Origin of the sequence: Microbacterium sp. CFBP 13617 (assembly GCF_014839445.1) — a bacterium.
In the GTDB taxonomy this organism is placed as follows: domain Bacteria; phylum Actinomycetota; class Actinomycetes; order Actinomycetales; family Microbacteriaceae; genus Microbacterium.
Genome location: NZ_JACYNW010000002.1, coordinates 283,441 through 299,732 on the forward strand (window position 1 = coordinate 283,441; position 16,292 = coordinate 299,732).

Below are 16,292 nucleotides of genomic sequence, written 5' to 3' on the forward strand. Positions count from 1 at the left end.
CGGACGGAGGGATGCCACGGCGTCGAGCCGTCGGCATCCCCCACGCCCCTCGCGTCAGCCGTAGAACAGCTTGTCGAACACGCGGCGGGCGCGTCGCGTGGCGCCGAGGTAGTCCTCTTCGACCTGCGTCGCGGAGCGCGGGGCGTACTCGAGGATGCGTCCGATCCCGTCGAGTCGCAGGCGGTCCGTGGGAAGCACGTTGCTGGTCTGTCCCGACAGCAGGGTGTTGGCCGAGCGCAGGCGACTGGCGAGATGCCACGCGGCCGCGAGTTTCTCGGCAGCGTCGGGCTCGACGATCCTTGCCTCGACGGCGGCCTCGAGAGCCCCCAGCGTCGAGGTGGTGCGCATTCCCGGAACGGTGCGCGCGTGCTGCAGCTGCAGCAGTTGCACGAGCCACTCGACGTCGCTCAGCGAACCCGGACCGAGCTTGAGATGGCGCGCGGGATCGGCGCCCTGCGGGAGGCGCTCGTTCTCGACGCGGGCTTTGATGCGCCGGATCTCGCGCAGGCCGTTCTCATCGGCGGTGACGGGGTAACGCACCTCATCGGCCAGCTCCATGAACGCGTTGATGAGCTTGACGCTCCCCGCGACGCCGCGGGCGCGCAGCAGCGCTTGAGCCTCCCACGACAGTGACCAGCGCCGGTAGTACTCGGCGTAGGACTCGATCGAGCGGACCAGGGGGCCGCTCCGCCCCTCGGGACGCAGTTCGGCGTCGAGGTCGAGCGGGAGGCGGTGGTCTTCGGAGTGCTCGCGCAGGCCCGCGACGAGCTTGAGAGCCAGGGTGCCGGCCCGCTGCGGATCGACACCGTTCGAGCGGTAGACGTACATCACATCGGCGTCGGAGCCGAAGCCGATCTCGCGCCCGCCGAAGCGCCCCATCGCGATGACCGCGAAATCGAGGTCGTCGTCTTCGGGCGGAACGACCACGCGCCGTACCGCCCGCAGGGTCGCCTGGATCGTGACCTCGGTGATCGTCGACAGCGCGTCGGACAGCTCCTCGAGCGAGACCGTGCCGAGCACGGCCGCCATCGCCACGCGCAGCATCTCGCGGCGTCGCAGCGCGCGCACCGATCGCATCGCGTCGTCGATGTTCTGCCAGCGCGTCTGAATCGCCCGCGCCTCTTCTTCGAGAGCCTTGCCGGAGCGGGGGCGCAGCAACGCGTCGTCGTCGAGCCATGCGACCGACTCGGGGATCCACTCCATCAACTCGCCGATGTACCGCGAGCCCGACAGCACGTGAGTGAGGCTTTCGGCGGCACCGGCGGAATCGCGCAGCATGCGCAGGAACCAGGGCGTGTTGCCGAGGCGTTCGCTGATGCGACGGAAGACGAGGAGGCCGTAGTCGGGATCGACGCCGTCGGCGAACCACCGGATCATGATGGGCATGAGGTGCCGTTGGATGGTCGACTTGCGGCTCAGTCCGCTGGTGAGGGCGGCGATGTGACGCAGGGCGCCGGCCGGGTCGCGGAAGCCGATGGCCGCCAGACGATCACGCGCCTGCTCGGTCGACAGGGTACGCTCGCCCTCGGGCAGCGCCGCCACCGCCGACAGCAGCGGGCGGTAGAACAGGCGCACGTGGATGTCGCGCACCTCGCGCTTGATGCCCTCCCACACCGTCTGCACCCCGGAGGCGGAGTCTGCCAGCCGAGACGCGCGCGCGAGGACCCGCAGGTCGTCGTCCTTCTCGGGCAGCAGAGCGGTACGGCGCAGGCCGCGCAACTGCAGGCGGTGCTCGAGCAGACGCAGCAGACGATAGTCGCGGCCGAACGCCTCGGCCTCGGAGCGGCCGATGTACCCCTCGGCGACGAGGGCGTCGAGAGCGTCGAGCGTGCCGCGCTGACGGATGCGCTCGTCGGTCAGGCCGTGCACGAGCTGCAGCAGCTGCACGGTGAACTCCACGTCGCGGATGCCGCCCGGACCGAGCTTGAGCTGGCGGTTCACCTCGCTGGCCGGGATGTGGTCGGTCACCCGCTCGCGCATGCGCTGCACGCCCTCGACGAAGTTCTCTCGCGCGGCGCTGTGCCAGACGAGCGGTTGCACCGCGGCGACGTACTCGGCGCCGAGGGTGGCATCGCCCGCCAGCGGGCGCGCCTTCAGCAGCGCCTGGAACTCCCAGCTCTTGGCCCAGCGGGCGTAGTACTGCTCGTGAGAGGCGAGGCTGCGCACCAGAGCGCCCTGCTTGCCCTCGGGGCGCAGGTTGGGGTCGACCTCCCACAGGGGCGGTTCGATCTCGGGCCCCGAGATACCCCGCATCGTCTGCACGGCGAGGCGCGTGCCGATGTCGATGGCGCGCGCTTCGGTGACGATGTCTTCGTCGGCGGAGCCGCCGACGAAGATCACGTCGACATCGCTGACGTAGTTGAGTTCACGGGCGCCGGTCTTGCCCATCGCGATGATCGCGAACCGGGTGGCCTCGACCTGCGCCCTCGGGAACGCCGCCGGGCCCGTACCGCTCACGCGGCCGCGCGCCACGCTCAACGACGCCTCGAGGGCCGCGCCGGCCAAGTCGGCGAGCGAGGCCGAGACGATGTCGATCGCGCCGGCGGGATCGTCTTGACCGAGGTCGTAGGCGGCGATGCGCGCCAGAAGACGCCGGTACCGCACGCGGAGCGCGACCCAGGCGGCATCCGAGGTATCCGTCGCGAAACCCTCGACGTCGCCGACGGATGCCAGCAGCTCGGCCCGCATGGTCGGCTCGTCGGGCAGGGTCAGACCCGCGCCCGAGAGGTGACGCAGTTCGTCGGGGTGACGCAGGTAGAACTCCGCGAACCCGTCGGAGGCGCCGACGATGTCCCACAGGGCCCGCCACGCTCCCGGATCGCCCGCCGCACCGCGCACCGCGTCGGCGTCGCGGCGCGCCACCTGAACGATCGCCCACAGGGCGCGGTCGGGATCGGCCACGCGCTGGGCGAGCTGCATGGCGCCGACCCGCTCCACGCCCACCAGCTCCGCGAGCTCGCCGAGCAGGGTGTCTGCTTCGGCGAGCTGCGAGAATCCGGTGCGGGCGAGTGCGGTGAGCGCGGTCGTGCGGTCACCTGAGGTCATGGCGGCTTCCGTCAGAGCGCTTCGAGGTTGCTCTCGAGCTCGAACGGCGTGACCTGGGCGCGGTACTGCTGCCACTCGCGTCGCTTGTTGAGCAGCACGTACTTGAAGACCTGCTCCCCCAGCGTCTCGGCCACGAGCTCGGACTCCTCGAGGTACTCGAGAGCGTGGTCGAGGCTCGCCGGCAGCGGCGCGTAACCCAGGGCGCGGCGTTCCGCGTCGGTGAGCGACCACACGTTGTCTTCGGCCTCGGCCGGCAGTTCGTACTCCTGCTCGATGCCCTTGAGCCCGGCCGCGAGCATGAGCGCGTACGACAGGTACGGGTTCGCCGCGGAGTCGAGCGCGCGGTACTCGACGCGCGTGGACTGCCCCTTGTTGGGCTTGTACAGCGGAACGCGCACGAGGGCAGAACGGTTGTTGTGACCCCAGCAGATGAAGCTCGGGGCTTCGTCGCCGCCCCAGAGGCGCTTGTACGAGTTGACGAACTGGTTGGTGACGGCCGAGATCTCGTTCGCGTGGCGAAGCAGGCCGGCGATGAAGTGACGGCCGACCTTCGACAGCTGGTACTGCGAGCCCTCTTCGTAGAAGGCGTTCATGTCGCCCTCGAACAGTGACAGGTGGGTGTGCATGCCGCTGCCGGGCTGGCCGCTGATGGGCTTCGGCATGAAGGTCGCGTACACGCCCTGCTCGATGGCGACCTCTTTCACCACCGTGCGGAACGTCATGATGTTGTCGGCCGTGGTGAGGGCGTCGGCGTACCGCAGATCGATCTCGTTCTGGCCGGGACCACCCTCGTGGTGGCTGAACTCGACCGAGATGCCGAGGTCTTCGAGCATGCGCACCGAGCGACGACGGAAGTCGTGCGCCGTCCCACCCGGGACGTTGTCGAAGTAGCCCGCCGAATCGACCGGCTGCGGGCGCCCATCGGCACCGAGCTGCGACGACTTGAGCAGGTAGAACTCGATCTCGGGGTGCGTGTAGAACGTGAACCCCGCGTCGGCGGCCTTCGCCAGCGTGCGCTTGAGCACGTGGCGGGGGTCGGGGACGGCCGGTTGTCCGTCGGGCGTGGTGATGTCGCAGAACATGCGCGCCGTCGGGTCGATCTCGCCGCGCCACGGCAGGATCTGGAAGGTCGTGGGATCGGGGTGCGCGAGCAGGTCGGACTCGTAGGAACGCGTCAGTCCCTCGATCGCCGATCCGTCGAAGCCCAGGCCCTCGGTGAAGGCCCCCTCCACCTCAGCGGGGGCGATCGCCACCGACTTGAGCGTTCCCACCACGTCGGTGAACCAGAGGCGGACGAACTTCACGCCCCGTTCTTCGATCGTCCGCAGGACGAAATCGCGCTGCTTGTCCATCGTCATCCCTCGTTTCGGTAAGGCTGTCAGGCCTTGACGCCGTCGGAGCCCCAGTCCGCGTCGCGGGCGTCGTCGTCATCCCACTTCTCGGAGCGCTGGCGCAGGATCTCGGGCGCACGTTCGGCTTCTTCGGCGGTGTCGAAGGGGCCGGCACGGTCGGCCATCGGAGAGGCGAAGCCCTGCTCGACCTGCTTGGTCTCGAGGTTGTACCAGTACTTGTTGCTCTCGTCGCTCACGATGGCTCCTTCGGTGGGTCTCGCGTCTCGGCGCAGAACCGCCGGTGCTCCCCCGATCCTACTGATCCCGACCGTGCGCCTGGATAGGCTGGGGGGTATGGCAACGAATGCATCGCGTGCGGTCGGAGTGGACATCGGCGGAACCGGCATCAAGGCGGGGATCGTCGACCTCGATGCCGGCGAACTCGTCAGCGATCGGGTGAAGGTGGCCACCCCCGCGGGGGCGGAACCCGCCGACGTGCTGGCCGCGGTGCGTCAGGTGCTCGACACCCTCGAAGCCCCGGCCGATCTGCCCCTCGGCGTCGCCTTCCCGGCAATCGTGAAGAGCGGCAAGACGCTGTCGGCCGCCAACGTGTCGTCGTCGTGGATCGGCTTCGAGGCCGAGAAGTTCTTCGAAGACGGGCTGTCGCGTGGCATCCACTTCGCCAACGACGCCGACGTGGCCGGCATCGCCGAGGTGCGCTACGGCGCCGCGAAGGGCGTCGACGGTCTCGTCATCCTCACCACCCTCGGTACGGGCATCGGCTCGGCCATGATCTACGACGGCGTGCTCGTGCCGAACAGCGAGCTGGGCCACCTGCAGCGCGCCGGGCACAAGAAAGACGCGGAGCACTTCGCCGCCTACTCGGCGATGGAGCGCGAGGAGCTGTCGTGGGACAAGTGGGCAAAGCGTCTGCAGTGGTACTACGACTACGTCGAGTTCCTCTTCAGCCCCGACCTGCTCGTCGTCGGCGGTGGGGTGTCGAAGCACTCCGAGAACTTCCTGCCGCTGCTGAAGCTGCGTGCCCCGATCGTGCCCGCGAAGCACCGCAACAACGCCGGCATCATCGGTGCGGCCTCGCTCGCGGTGGCCGTGCCCGAGGCGCTGCCCGCCATCAAGTAACCGTCCCGAGGCTGAGCTCGACGCCGGGTCGAGCTCCCAGGTGAATGTCAGGGTCGATAGGGTGACGGCATGAAGCGCCCCCTCGCCCTTGCCGCCGTCTCCTTCGCTCTCGTGTTCCTCGCGGGCTGTACCAGCGAGACGACGTCGGAGACGATCACCATCACCCCCGGCCAGTCGGGAACGTTCACCAACGGGGATTCCACCATCGTCGTCGGTGGGGACGCGACCGACGCCCCGCGGGACGAGACTGCGTACCTGAGCGAGATCCGAGACGGCGGCGCGGCCGACAGCGTCCTCCTCTCCGCCACCGACGCCGATCTGCTCGCCGCCGGGCAGGCCGCCTGCGACCAGCTCGCCCAGGGCGTCGACGACGACGACATCGCTCTCACGGTGGCGGGCCGGACGGTGAAGGCGGGTAGCGACGACGCCACCGCCATCGTCGACGCGGCGTCCATCGCACTCTGCGGGTGACGGCGGCCCGGGCCGCGGGCGCTTGCGTCGGCGGTACGCGGCTGTCGCGAGGCGACGACATTCGCGCTCTCCGACGAGCGGCACGAAGCTCCCTCTGCGGCTGAGACCAGGGCTCGCGCCCGCTCGGGTGGCGGCCCGGTTCGACCCGGTGATTCACGCCGCTCCCGAGCGGGACATCGCTTGGGCGCAGTGTGGGGCGCGAATGGGCCGGCCTGTACGCCGGGTTCTGTCCGGGGGCCGAAGCCCCGTGGACGGTCATCTCTCTCGGCGACACGTTGCCGTGCCACTCCAGCGGCCTACCCGGGGACTCGGCGAGCCGCGTCAACATCCCCTGTCTGGCCTTGCTCCGGACGAGGTTTACCTCGCGGATCGTGTCACCACGACCCCGGTGGTCTCTTACACCACCCTTTCACCCTTACCCGCTCCCACGACGAGCGTGGTGCGGGCGGTCTACTCTCTGTGGCACTGTCTCGCGGATTGCTCCGGGTGGGCGTTACCCACCGTCCTGCCCTGTGGAGCCCGGACGTTCCTCGGCACGGGCGAACCCGTGACGCGACCGTCCAGCCGACCCATTCGCGTCATTCAGTCTACCGGCGGGTCCGCCGTCGCCCCGCCGCCGCCTCGGTCGGGCCTACCCCGGGCGATCGGGACGATGGCTCAGCCCTTCTCGGCCGTCTCCGAGATGCGCAGATCGAGCGGGAAGTCGATGGGGAACGCGCCGAAGAGCAGCCGCCCCGCCGACGCGGCGGAAGCACGAACGGCGTCGGCGACCGCATCGGCGTGCACGGCCGGGGTGTGGACGACGATCTCATCGTGCAGGAAGAACGCCAGGTGCGGCACCCGATCGAAGACCGGGCCCGACGCGGGCGCCGCGTCGGCGGCATCCACCGCGGGGATCGTCGCCAGGCGCGCGCGCAGGTCGGCGAGCCAGGCCAACGCCCACTCCGCCGCGGTGCCCTGCACGACGAAGTTACGGGTGAAGCGTCCGCGGTCCCGAGCGGAGCGCCGGGCCCGCGTCTCGTCGACCCCCGACGCCTCGGCGTCGCTCGCACGGGACTGCACCGCCCGCCAGTCCTCGCCCGCCGTGGGTGACGTGCGCCCGAGCCAGGTGTGCACGAGCCCACCGTCTTCTCCCGTGCGCGCGGCGTCGTCGACGAGGCGCATGGCGCGGGGGAAGGTGCGCCGCAGGCGCGGCAGCAGGCGACCGCTCTCGCCCGTGGTCGCGCCGTACATCGCCCCCAGCATCGCGAGCTTGGCCTCGGGGCGGCTGGCCACGGCCCCGGTGTCGACGATGCCCGCGTATAGATCGCGACCGGATGCCGCCTCGGCCAGCGCCGTGTCTCGCGCCATGGCCGCGAGCACCCGCGGTTCGAGCTGCGCGACGTCGGCCGTCACGAGCGTCCAGCCCCGGTCTGCCCGCACGGCGGTGCGCAGTTGCCGGGGGATCTGCAGAGCGCCGCCGCCCGACGACGCCCACCGCCCGGTCACGACGCCGCCGGGCACGTAGACGGGGCGAAAACGCCCGTCGCGCACCCACTCGGCCAGCCACGCCCAGCCGTTCGCCGTGTAGAGCCGCATCTGCTTCTTGTAGACGATGAGCGGGGCCACCACCGGATGATCGTGCTCGCTCAGCTCCCACCGGCTGGTCGACTCGACGAGCAGACCGGCGCGGTGCAGCGACCGCAGCAGACGCGGATGGGAGTCCAGCGACACCGAGGGATCGCCGAGGGCCGCGCGCACCGCCGCCGCGGTCTGCTCGATGCGGGCGGGCAGGCCGCCACCGTGCCGGGGGCCGAGCTCGTCGTGCAGGATCCGCTCGTGCGTCTCGACGCTCCACGGCACACCGACGGCGTGCAACTCGACGGCGATGAGCGCTCCGGCGGATTCGGCGGCGCAGAGCAGCCGGAGCGACCCCGCCCCCGGTGAGCCGTCGAGGGCGGCGCGCTGACGCCGGTACTCCGCGAGCGCTTCGACGGCGGTGTCGGGCAGACCGGACGCCGCGTCGCCGAGGTCGAAGAGCGTGTCACCGCTCTCGGGGGCCGCGGCCGCGGCATCCCAGTGACGCGCATCGCGCAGGCCGTGGTCGGCGTCGATCGCCGCGGCGTCGCGGAGGAGGACGTGTACGAGCCGAAGGTCCCACGCTCGTGCGACCCGCACTCCCCCGGTCAGGAGCGGTCCGTACCAGGTGGGCGTGTCGGACCAGATCCATCGGACGTCGCCGGCCGCCTCACGCGCGGCGATGGTGGCGGCCAGCGCGTCTCGGGCGACCTCGGTCGTGCGGACCGGTGCCGCTTCGGCATCGAGGTCGATCAGGGCGATCTTGCCCGAGACCGCGCGCCCGACGACGACCGTGTCAGACGCCACGGACGTCGGCGGGGGTCACCGCGATTCTTCGGTGCGGACGAGGATGGCGCCGCACTCGGGGCAGAACACGACGTCGTCGGTCTGCGCGCGCCGGATCGTCGCGATGTCGCTCGGCGGGATCACCATGCGGCAGGCTTCGCAGGCGCCGGCGCGGAGCAGGCCCGCGCCGTTCCCGCGCGAGGCGAGGCGCTCGTAGAGCGCGAGGAGCGCGGCGGGGACCGAGGCCGCGACGGCGTCACGGTCGCGGCGGGCACCTTCGAGACGCGTCGTGGCGTCGGCGACGACGGTCTTGGCCTCGGCGCTGAGCTCGGCGCCGAGGGCGTTGGTCTCGGCGATCACGGCCTCTTGCTCGGCGATCGCCGCATCGGCCGTCTCGAGGCGCTCCATGAGCGCGATCTCCATGTCTTCGAGATCGCCCTTGCGGCGGTTGAGGGAGGTGAGCTCGCTCTCGAAGCTCTGCGCCTGCTTGGGGTTGGTCGCGGCGGCGAGACGCTGGGTGTCGCGGGCGATGCGGGCGTCGACCACGGCGACGTCGGACTCGAGCCGCGCGATCTCTGCGGTGATGTCGTCACGCGCGTTGGCCCGCGCCGACAGCTCTTGCGAGAGCGTCGCGCGCTGCGCCAGCAGCTCCCGCACGCGCGGCGCCTGCGGAGGGTTCGCCGACAGGTGCTGATCACGGAGGATGCGGGCATCGAGATCGGCGAGATCGAGCAGTTTGCGCTGGTCGGCGGGGTCGGCATTCACAGGACCCACGCTACCCCGGGGGTCCGACATCCGTAGCCGCGGGCGCCGCCGATGCACATCCGATGCGCGAAGGCTCGTAGACTCATGGCATCCCGGGCCTTTAGCTCAGCTGGTAGAGCGCCACGTTTACACCGTGGATGTCGTCGGTTCGATCCCGGCAGGGCCCACCGCACTCAGTTCAAGATGTTCACGCTGCGCGAGATCACCAGAGCGAGCAGGATGAACCCCGAGATGGCCTGCACCATCATGAACACCTTCGCGCGGCTGCTCAGTGGCATGACGTCGGTGGGGCTGAAGGCCATGGCGTTGGACGCCGAGAAGTAGAGGTAGTCCACGTAGCCGGGCGCCCAGTCCTCGACGTCGGACGAGCGGCGGGCCACCTCGCTGACCGCGTCGCGGTCGGAGTCCTGCGGGAACTGGAAGTCCGCCGCGGGCAGGGCGTCGCGCGCGTCGCGGCGCCGGGCGATGGGACCGCCGCGGTCCATCTCCCAATAGACGACGGCGTAACCGATGACGTTGATCGCCCACACCTGCGCCGCGCCGAGCAGGGTGGTCGCCCCACTCCCCTCTCCGCGCAGCAGCTGCTGGACGAGCAGAAGGAGCGCCACCTGGTTCGCGAGCAGCAGCACCGTGGTGAAGGCGAGGGCAAAACCGCGCCCCACGCGTGACTCCCGGGTGAGCCGCGCCGGGTTGGTCACGACCATGGGGATCGCGCACAGCACGCCGGCGATCACCACTACGTAGCGCAGGATGCCGGAGGCGTCGCTCGGGAGGACGGCGTAGAGCCCCGTGCCCACCGCCAGGGCGATCAGCACGGGCCATCGGTGCTCGGGCCGCGTGCGGAATCCCGCGTGATCGTGCGTGTTCACGCGCTCAGGCTAGACCTCCGCCCGGTGGCGGATGCTCGACATCGAGGCATCCGGGCACCCGGGAGAGTCGGCTCGGCCTTCATGAACAGCCGATGTCGTTGAGACTCGCTAGGCTGGACGCTGGTTGATTGTGCGGAGCGAACAAGGGTTGCCGCACTTTTATGGCGATTCTCTGGCATGACCTGCCAGACGACGAAAGGTCTTCCGTGACTGTTCACGACCAGGATCCGTATTCGCAGGGGCCGCAGGACAGCGACCCGGAAGAGACCGGGGAGTGGCAGGAATCCCTGCGACAGCTCGTCCAGGCGAAGGGTCCGGCTCGCGCCCGCGAGATCATGCTGAGCCTGCTCAAGGGCTCCAAAGAACTGCACCTCAATGTGCCGATGGTTCCGACCACCGACTACATCAACACCATCGCGCTCAAGAACGAGCCCGAGTTCCCCGGTGATGAGGAGCTCGAACGCCGCTACCGCAAGTGGATCCGCTGGAACGCCGCGGTCACCGTGCACCGCGCTCAGCGCCCCGGGATCGGTGTCGGTGGGCACATCTCGACCTACGCCTCGTCGGCCGCCCTCTACGAAGTCGGTTTCAACCACTTCTTCCGAGGCCTCGACGACCCCTCGGGCGGCGACCAGATCTTCATCCAGGGCCACGCCTCCCCCGGTGCCTACGCACGCGCCTACCTCGAGGGCCGCCTCACCGAAGCGCAGCTCGACGGCTTCCGCCAGGAGAAGTCGCAGGCGCCCAACGGCATCCCGTCGTACCCGCACCCCCGTCTCATGCCGGAGTTCTGGCAGTTCCCGACGGTCTCGATGGGTCTCGGCCCGATCAACGCCATCTACCAGGCGATGTCGAACAAGTACATCTCGAACCGCGGGATCAAAGACGTGGGCGACTCGCACGTCTGGGCCTACCTCGGCGACGGCGAGATGGATGAGGTCGAGAGCCGCGGTCAGCTGCAGGTCGCGGCCAACGAGGGCCTCGACAACCTCACGTTCATCGTCAACTGCAACCTCCAGCGCCTCGACGGACCCGTCCGCGGCAACGGCAAGATCATCCAGGAGCTCGAGAGCTTCTTCCGCGGTGCCGGCTGGAACGTCATCAAGGTCGTCTGGGGCCGCGAGTGGGACGACCTGCTCGCCCGCGACACCGAGGGCGCGCTGCTCAACCTCATGAACAGCACCCCCGACGGCGACTACCAGACCTACAAGGCCGAGAACGGCGCCTACGTGCGCGAGAACTTCTTCGGCCGCGACCCCCGCGCCCTCGAGCTGGTCAAGGACTTCACCGACGACCAGGTCTGGAACCTCAAGCGCGGTGGCCACGATTACCGCAAGGTGTTCGCCGCGTTCAAGGCGGCCAAGGAGCACAAGGGCCAGCCGACGGTCATCCTCGCCAAGACCATCAAGGGCTACGGCCTCGGTCCCCACTTCGAGGGCCGCAACGCCACGCACCAGATGAAGAAGCTGACGCTCGACGACCTCAAGTCGTTCCGCGACGCGATGGACATCCCGGTCACCGACGCGCAGCTCGAAGAGAACCCGTACCAGCCGCCGTACTACACCCCCGGTGAGCAGGACGAGACGATCCAGTACATGCTCGAGCGTCGTCGCGCGCTCGGCGGCTTCCTGCCCGAGCGTCGCACGACGCACGTCGGTCTGGAACTGCCCGGCGATGCCGCGTACGCGCTGCCCAAGAAGGGCTCGGGCACGCAGGAGATCGCCACGACCATGGCGTTCGTGCGTCTGCTCAAAGACCTGCTGCGGGTGAAGGACTTCGGTCACCGCATCGTGCCGATCATTCCCGACGAGGCGCGCACGTTCGGTATGGACGCGTACTTCCCGACGGCGAAGATCTACAACCCCAAGGGCCAGCACTACACCTCGGTCGACCGCGAGCTGCTGCTGGCGTACAAGGAGAGCCCGCAGGGGCAGATCATCCACGTCGGCATCAACGAGGCCGGTGCACTCGCGGCGTTCACCGCTGCGGGAACGGCGTACTCCACGCACGGCGAGCCGCTCATCCCGGTCTACGTCTTCTACTCGATGTTCGGCTTCCAGCGCACGGGCGACGCCCAGTGGGCGGCGGGCGACCAGATGGCGCGCGGCTTCATCATCGGCGCGACCGCCGGTCGCACGACGCTGACGGGCGAGGGCCTGCAGCACGCCGACGGACACTCGCAGCTGCTGGCGTCCACCAACCCGGCGACCGTGTCGTACGACCCCGCCTACGGCTATGAGATCTCGCACATCGTGCGTTCGGGTATCGAGCGCATGTACGGCGGCAACCACCCCGACCCGAATGTCATGTATTACATGACGGTCTACAACGAGCCCTACGTGCAGCCGGCCGAGCCCGAGGGTGTTGATGTCGACGGCATCGTCCGCGGCATCCACCACATCTCCTCCGGCGAGGGCGATGGCCCCCGCACGCAGCTCCTCGCGTCGGGTGTCGGTGTGCCGTGGGCGCACGAGGCCCAGCGCCTGCTGAAGGACGACTGGGGCGTGGTCGCCGACGTGTGGTCGGTCACCTCGTGGACCGAGCTGCGCCGCGACGGCCTGGCCGCCGACGAGCACAACTTCCTGCACCCCGAAGAGGAGCCGCGCGTGGCCTACCTCACCGACAAGCTGAAAGAGGCCGAGGGCCCGGTCGTCGCCGTGAGCGACTGGATGCACGCCGTCCAGGACCAGATCCGCCAGTGGGTTCCGCAGAACTACTGGACGCTCGGTGCCGATGGCTTCGGCTTCTCGGACACGCGCGCCGCGGCCCGTCGCTTCTTCAAGATCGACGGCCCCTCGCTCGCCGTCCGCGCCCTGCAGGCGCTGGCCGAAGAGGGCAAGGTCGATCGCGCTGTCGTCGGACAGGCGATCGAGAAGTACCGTCTGCACGACGTCAACGCCGGCACCAGCGGTAACGCGGGTGGCGAGGCCTGATCGCGTGAGCGATCCGGAGATCGGGACCGGCCCCGCCCTTTCGGGTGGGGCCGGTCCCGATCGCGTTTCCCCCGTCGGTGGCGAGACCGGCGCCGCGCCCGCCGGCACCGACCGCGTCGCGCGCGACAAGGCCGAGACCCTCGCGTGGCTCCGCCGCATCTCGGGCGACCTCGCCACGGCGACCATCCAACGCCTCGAGGACACGCTCCCCTGGTACGCCGGCATGCCCCCGGCGCGCCGCTCGGCCGTCGGGCTCGTCGCCCAGGCCGGCATCACCTCGTTCACCCAGTGGGTCGAGGACCCGGCGCAGACCCCCGCGATCGCGTCCGACATCTTCGCCGCTGCCCCCCGCGAGCTGTTGCGCAGCGTCAGCCTCACCCAGACGCTGCAGTTGGTGCGCGTGACCGTCGAGGTCATGGAGGAACGCGTCGCCGGGCGCAGCAAGACCGTGCGCGAGGCCATGCTGCTCTACTCGCGCGAGGTCGCGTTCGCCGCGGCCGACGTGTACGCCCGCGCAGCCGAAGCCCGAGGCCTCTGGGACGCCCGGCTCGAAGCCCTCGTCGTCGACTCGATCCTCACCGGCGAAGCCGATGACGAACTCCCCAGCCGCATCGCGGCCCTCGGCTGGCACGGCCACGGCGAGGTCGCCGTGCTGGTGGGCACCACTCCCCCGCAGTTCGACGTCGACCAGGTGCGTCGCACCGCGCGCAAGCTCGGCGTCGACGTGCTCATCGGCGTACAGGGGTCGCGGCTCGTGCTGGTGCTCGGACGCGCCGACCTCCCCGCCCGCGGGGGTGACGAGGTCACCGAGCTCGCCTTCACCGAGATCGCCAAGCGCCTCGAGCCCGGCTTCGGCACGGGGCACCTCGTGCTCGGGCCGCCCGTCGCCGCTCTCGTCGACGCGGGACAGAGTGCGCGCGCCGCGCTGGCGGGCTTCGCCGTCGCGCGCGCGTGGCGGAACGCTCCCCGCCCGGTCGAGGCCGACGACCTTCTGCCCGAGCGGGCCCTCGCCGGCGACGCCGTGGCGAAGCAGACGCTGGTGGAGCGTGTCTACCGCCCCCTGCAGGCGCACAGCGCCGACCTGGTCGCCACGCTCTGGAGCTACCTCGACAACGGTCGGTCTCTCGAGGCCACGGCGCGCGAGCTCTACGTGCACCCCAACACCGTGCGGTATCGCCTCAAGAGGGTGTCGGAGGTCATCGGATGGGATGCCACGGGGCCCCGCGAGGCGCTCATTCTGCAGACCGCGTTGATCCTCGGGTCGATCGGAACCGACGCCACGCGTCGACGCGGACCCGCCGGTCGGCGCTCCTCTCTGCCCCGCTGATGCACGGCGCGCACAAAGACACGTCGCATTTCTTTGTCGATATCTCCAGAACTCGGCGCCTGATCCTTGGCAGGATGGAACGGTGATCATCGCCGTCTTCCCCGGGCAGGGCTCGCAGACTCCTGGGTTCCTGTCTCCCTGGCTCGAGCTCGACGGAGCGCGGGAGCGCCTCGAGGCCTACTCCGAGCAGGCCGGCGTCGATCTCGTCGCCGCCGGAACCGAGTGGGACGCCGACCGTATCCGCGACACCAGCGTCGCGCAGCCGCTCATCGTCGCGGCGAGCCTGCTGTCGTGGTCGGCCCTGACGGCATCCGATGCCCCTCGACCCGCCGGTGTCGCGGGGCACTCCGTCGGAGAGATAGCCGCCCTCGCGGCATCCGGCGTCCTCGACGAGGCCGACGCCCTACGCCTGGTCGGACTGCGCGGGCGCGCCATGGCCGAGGCGGCCTCGGCCGTCGAGACGGGCATGAGCGCCGTGGTCGGCGGAGACGAGGCCACCGTGCTCGAGCGTCTCGAAGCGCTCGGGCTCACCCCGGCCAACTACAACGGCGGCGGTCAGATCGTCGCCGCCGGCGAACTGCCCGCTCTGGCGGAGCTCGCCGCCGACGCCCCGCGCGGCACCCGGGTGATCGCCCTGCAGGTCGCCGGTGCATTCCACACGCGCTTCATGGAACCCGCCGTCGAGGCGCTGCGCTCCGCCGCCGCCGACGTGTCGGTGTCGGACCCCTCGACGACGCTCTGGACCAACTCCGACGGCACGACCGTCGACGAGGGGCACCGCGCGCTCGACCTCGTCGTCGCCCAGGTGGCGTCGCCCGTGCGCTGGGATCGCTGCATGGCGTCGTTCGCCGAGCAGGGTGTGACCGGCATCATCGAACTCTCGCCCGCGGGCGCCCTGACCGGGCTCGCCAAGCGCGCCCTGCGCGGAACGCCGACCGTGGCGGTCAAGACCCCCGACGACCTCGACGCGGCCGTCTCACTCCTGAAAGAAGACCAGGCATGAGCACCCCCACCCTCCGTCAGCTGCAGGGCCCCGCCCACACGCGCATCTACGCGTACGGCGCCGCGCGCGGCGAGAACTTCGTGCCGAACGACGACCTCGTCGGCCCCATCGACTCGAGCGACGAGTGGATCCGCCAGCGCACCGGCATCGTCACGCGCGTTCGTGCGAACGCCGAGACCGACGTCATCGACCTCGCCTCGGATGCCGCCCGTGAGGCCGTCGAGAAGTCGGGCGTCGCGCCGGCCGACATCGATGCCGTGATCGTGGCGACCATCAGCAACCCCAAGCAGACGCCCTCGGCCTCGGCGATCGTCGCCGACCGGATCGGCGCCAACCCCGCGGCGGCGTACGACCTCAACGCGGCCTGCGCCGGCTTCGCCTACGGCGTCGCCCAGGCCGACGCCCTCGTGCGCGGCGGTCTCGCGAAGCACGTGGTCGTGGTGGGCGCCGAGAAGCTCAGCGACATCGTCGACCCCACCGATCGCAGCATCTCGTTCCTGCTCGGCGATGGTGCCGGCGCGGTCGTCATCGGCCCGAGCGACACCCCCGGCATCGGCCCCACCGTGTGGGGATCCGACGGATCGAAAGCGGATGCCGTGGGCATGAACGCCACGCTGACGCAGTTCCGCGACGGAGCCGCGCCGTGGCCGACGCTGCGCCAGGAGGGTCCCACCGTGTTCCGCTGGGCCGTCTGGGAGATGGTCAAGGTCGCGCGTCAGGCGATCGAGGCGGCCGGCATCGAGCCGTCGGACCTCGCCGCCTTCGTGCCGCACCAGGCGAACATGCGCATCATCGACGAGTTCGCCAAGCAGCTGGGTCTGCCCGAGACGGTGGTCATCGGCCGCGACATCGAGACCACGGGCAACACCTCCGCGGCATCCATCCCGCTCGCCACCCACCGCCTGCTCGAGGAGCACCCCGAGCTCAGCGGCGGGCTCGCCCTGCAGATCGGCTTCGGAGCCGGTCTCGTGTTCGGCGCGCAGGTCGTCGTCCTTCCCTGACGCAGCGTCGCCGAACTCTAGACTGATCGGGGCCCGTCAGGGTCCACCCCTAACAAACAGGAGA

At 70.2% G+C, this 16,292-nt stretch carries 12 protein-coding genes, 1 tRNA gene and 1 other RNA gene; 7 read left to right on the plus strand and 7 right to left on the minus strand.

What is annotated here, in order from left to right; genetic code table 11:
* Nucleotides 1-54 precede the first annotated feature (54 nt).
* From IFU40_RS05850 to IFU40_RS05860, 3 genes are read right to left on the minus strand one after another with little or no spacing between them, the layout of a single operon-like run.
* Entirely contained in the window at nt 55-3,045 is a 2,991-nt protein-coding gene (locus tag IFU40_RS05850; protein ID WP_191925705.1) for a bifunctional [glutamine synthetase] adenylyltransferase/[glutamine synthetase]-adenylyl-L-tyrosine phosphorylase, read from the minus strand.
* An 11-nt stretch (nt 3,046-3,056) separates the two neighbouring features.
* Nucleotides 3,057-4,397 (minus strand): type I glutamate--ammonia ligase, encoded by a 1,341-nt coding sequence (glnA, locus tag IFU40_RS05855; protein WP_191926039.1) that lies wholly within the window; start codon nt 4,395-4,397, stop codon nt 3,057-3,059.
* 26 nt (nt 4,398-4,423) lie between these two features.
* Complete coding sequence (locus IFU40_RS05860; RefSeq protein WP_055837140.1) at nt 4,424-4,633, minus strand: hypothetical protein; 210 nt, start codon at nt 4,631-4,633, stop codon at nt 4,424-4,426.
* A gap of 97 nt (nt 4,634-4,730) precedes the next feature.
* On the opposite strand from IFU40_RS05860, the gene ppgK reads away from it, so the two are divergent.
* Nucleotides 4,731-5,516, plus strand: a complete 786-nt coding sequence (gene ppgK, locus IFU40_RS05865) for a polyphosphate--glucose phosphotransferase (RefSeq protein ID WP_191925706.1) — start codon at nt 4,731-4,733, stop codon at nt 5,514-5,516.
* Nucleotides 5,517-5,585: 69 nt separating this feature from the next.
* Nucleotides 5,586-5,987 (plus strand): DUF732 domain-containing protein, encoded by a 402-nt coding sequence (locus tag IFU40_RS05870; protein WP_191925707.1) that lies wholly within the window; start codon nt 5,586-5,588, stop codon nt 5,985-5,987.
* A 199-nt stretch (nt 5,988-6,186) separates the two neighbouring features.
* Here the strand turns inward: IFU40_RS05870 and rnpB are convergent.
* The 3 genes from rnpB to IFU40_RS05885 form a co-directional block, all read right to left on the minus strand.
* Nucleotides 6,187-6,559: RNase P RNA component class A (gene rnpB / locus IFU40_RS05875), an RNA gene on the minus strand.
* A gap of 85 nt (nt 6,560-6,644) precedes the next feature.
* The gene (locus tag IFU40_RS05880; RefSeq protein ID WP_191925708.1) at nt 6,645-8,351 is read right to left on the minus strand and encodes a bifunctional 3'-5' exonuclease/DNA polymerase; all 1,707 of its coding nucleotides are present in this window, start codon (nt 8,349-8,351) and stop codon (nt 6,645-6,647) included.
* Nucleotides 8,352-8,366: 15 nt separating this feature from the next.
* The gene (locus IFU40_RS05885) at nt 8,367-9,095 is read right to left on the minus strand and encodes a zinc ribbon domain-containing protein (protein ID WP_342343490.1); all 729 of its coding nucleotides are present in this window, start codon (nt 9,093-9,095) and stop codon (nt 8,367-8,369) included.
* A 94-nt stretch (nt 9,096-9,189) separates the two neighbouring features.
* Between IFU40_RS05885 and IFU40_RS05890 the strand changes: the two genes are divergently transcribed.
* Nucleotides 9,190-9,262: transfer RNA gene (locus tag IFU40_RS05890), tRNA-Val, on the plus strand.
* Between the two features lie 6 nt (nt 9,263-9,268).
* Here IFU40_RS05890 and IFU40_RS05895 read toward each other — a convergent pair.
* Nucleotides 9,269-9,964: a DUF1345 domain-containing protein gene (locus IFU40_RS05895; RefSeq protein WP_191925710.1), complete on the minus strand. Its 696-nt coding sequence runs from the start codon at nt 9,962-9,964 to the stop codon at nt 9,269-9,271.
* A gap of 206 nt (nt 9,965-10,170) precedes the next feature.
* On the opposite strand from IFU40_RS05895, the gene aceE reads away from it, so the two are divergent.
* From aceE to IFU40_RS05915, 4 genes are all read left to right on the plus strand, one after another.
* Nucleotides 10,171-12,897 carry a pyruvate dehydrogenase (acetyl-transferring), homodimeric type gene (aceE, locus tag IFU40_RS05900; RefSeq protein WP_055837128.1) on the plus strand — a complete coding sequence of 909 codons (2,727 nt, stop codon included), beginning with the start codon at nt 10,171-10,173 and terminating at the stop codon, nt 12,895-12,897.
* A gap of 157 nt (nt 12,898-13,054) precedes the next feature.
* A complete protein-coding gene (locus IFU40_RS05905) occupies nt 13,055-14,224 on the plus strand; it encodes a PucR family transcriptional regulator (protein ID WP_055837903.1) in 1,170 nt (389 codons plus the stop codon).
* 82 nt (nt 14,225-14,306) lie between these two features.
* On the plus strand, nt 14,307-15,227 hold the full coding sequence (locus tag IFU40_RS05910; protein WP_191925711.1) for an acyltransferase domain-containing protein: 921 nt from the start codon (nt 14,307-14,309) through the stop codon (nt 15,225-15,227).
* Nucleotides 15,224-16,228: a beta-ketoacyl-ACP synthase III gene (locus IFU40_RS05915; protein ID WP_055837120.1), complete on the plus strand. Its 1,005-nt coding sequence runs from the start codon at nt 15,224-15,226 to the stop codon at nt 16,226-16,228. Before IFU40_RS05910 ends, IFU40_RS05915 begins: the two co-directional genes overlap by 4 nt.
* Nucleotides 16,229-16,292 lie beyond the last annotated feature (64 nt).

Coding starts and splice junctions, on each gene's coding strand:
- glnA (WP_191926039.1), bottom strand. CDS start 4,397: ATGGACAAGCAGCGCGATTTCGTCCTGCGGACGATCGAAGAACGGGGC.
- IFU40_RS05850 (WP_191925705.1), bottom strand. CDS start 3,045: ATGACCTCAGGTGACCGCACGACCGCGCTCACCGCACTCGCCCGCACC.
- IFU40_RS05870 (WP_191925707.1), top strand. CDS start 5,586: ATGAAGCGCCCCCTCGCCCTTGCCGCCGTCTCCTTCGCTCTCGTGTTC.
- IFU40_RS05915 (WP_055837120.1), top strand. CDS start 15,224: ATGAGCACCCCCACCCTCCGTCAGCTGCAGGGCCCCGCCCACACGCGC.
- ppgK (WP_191925706.1), top strand. CDS start 4,731: ATGGCAACGAATGCATCGCGTGCGGTCGGAGTGGACATCGGCGGAACC.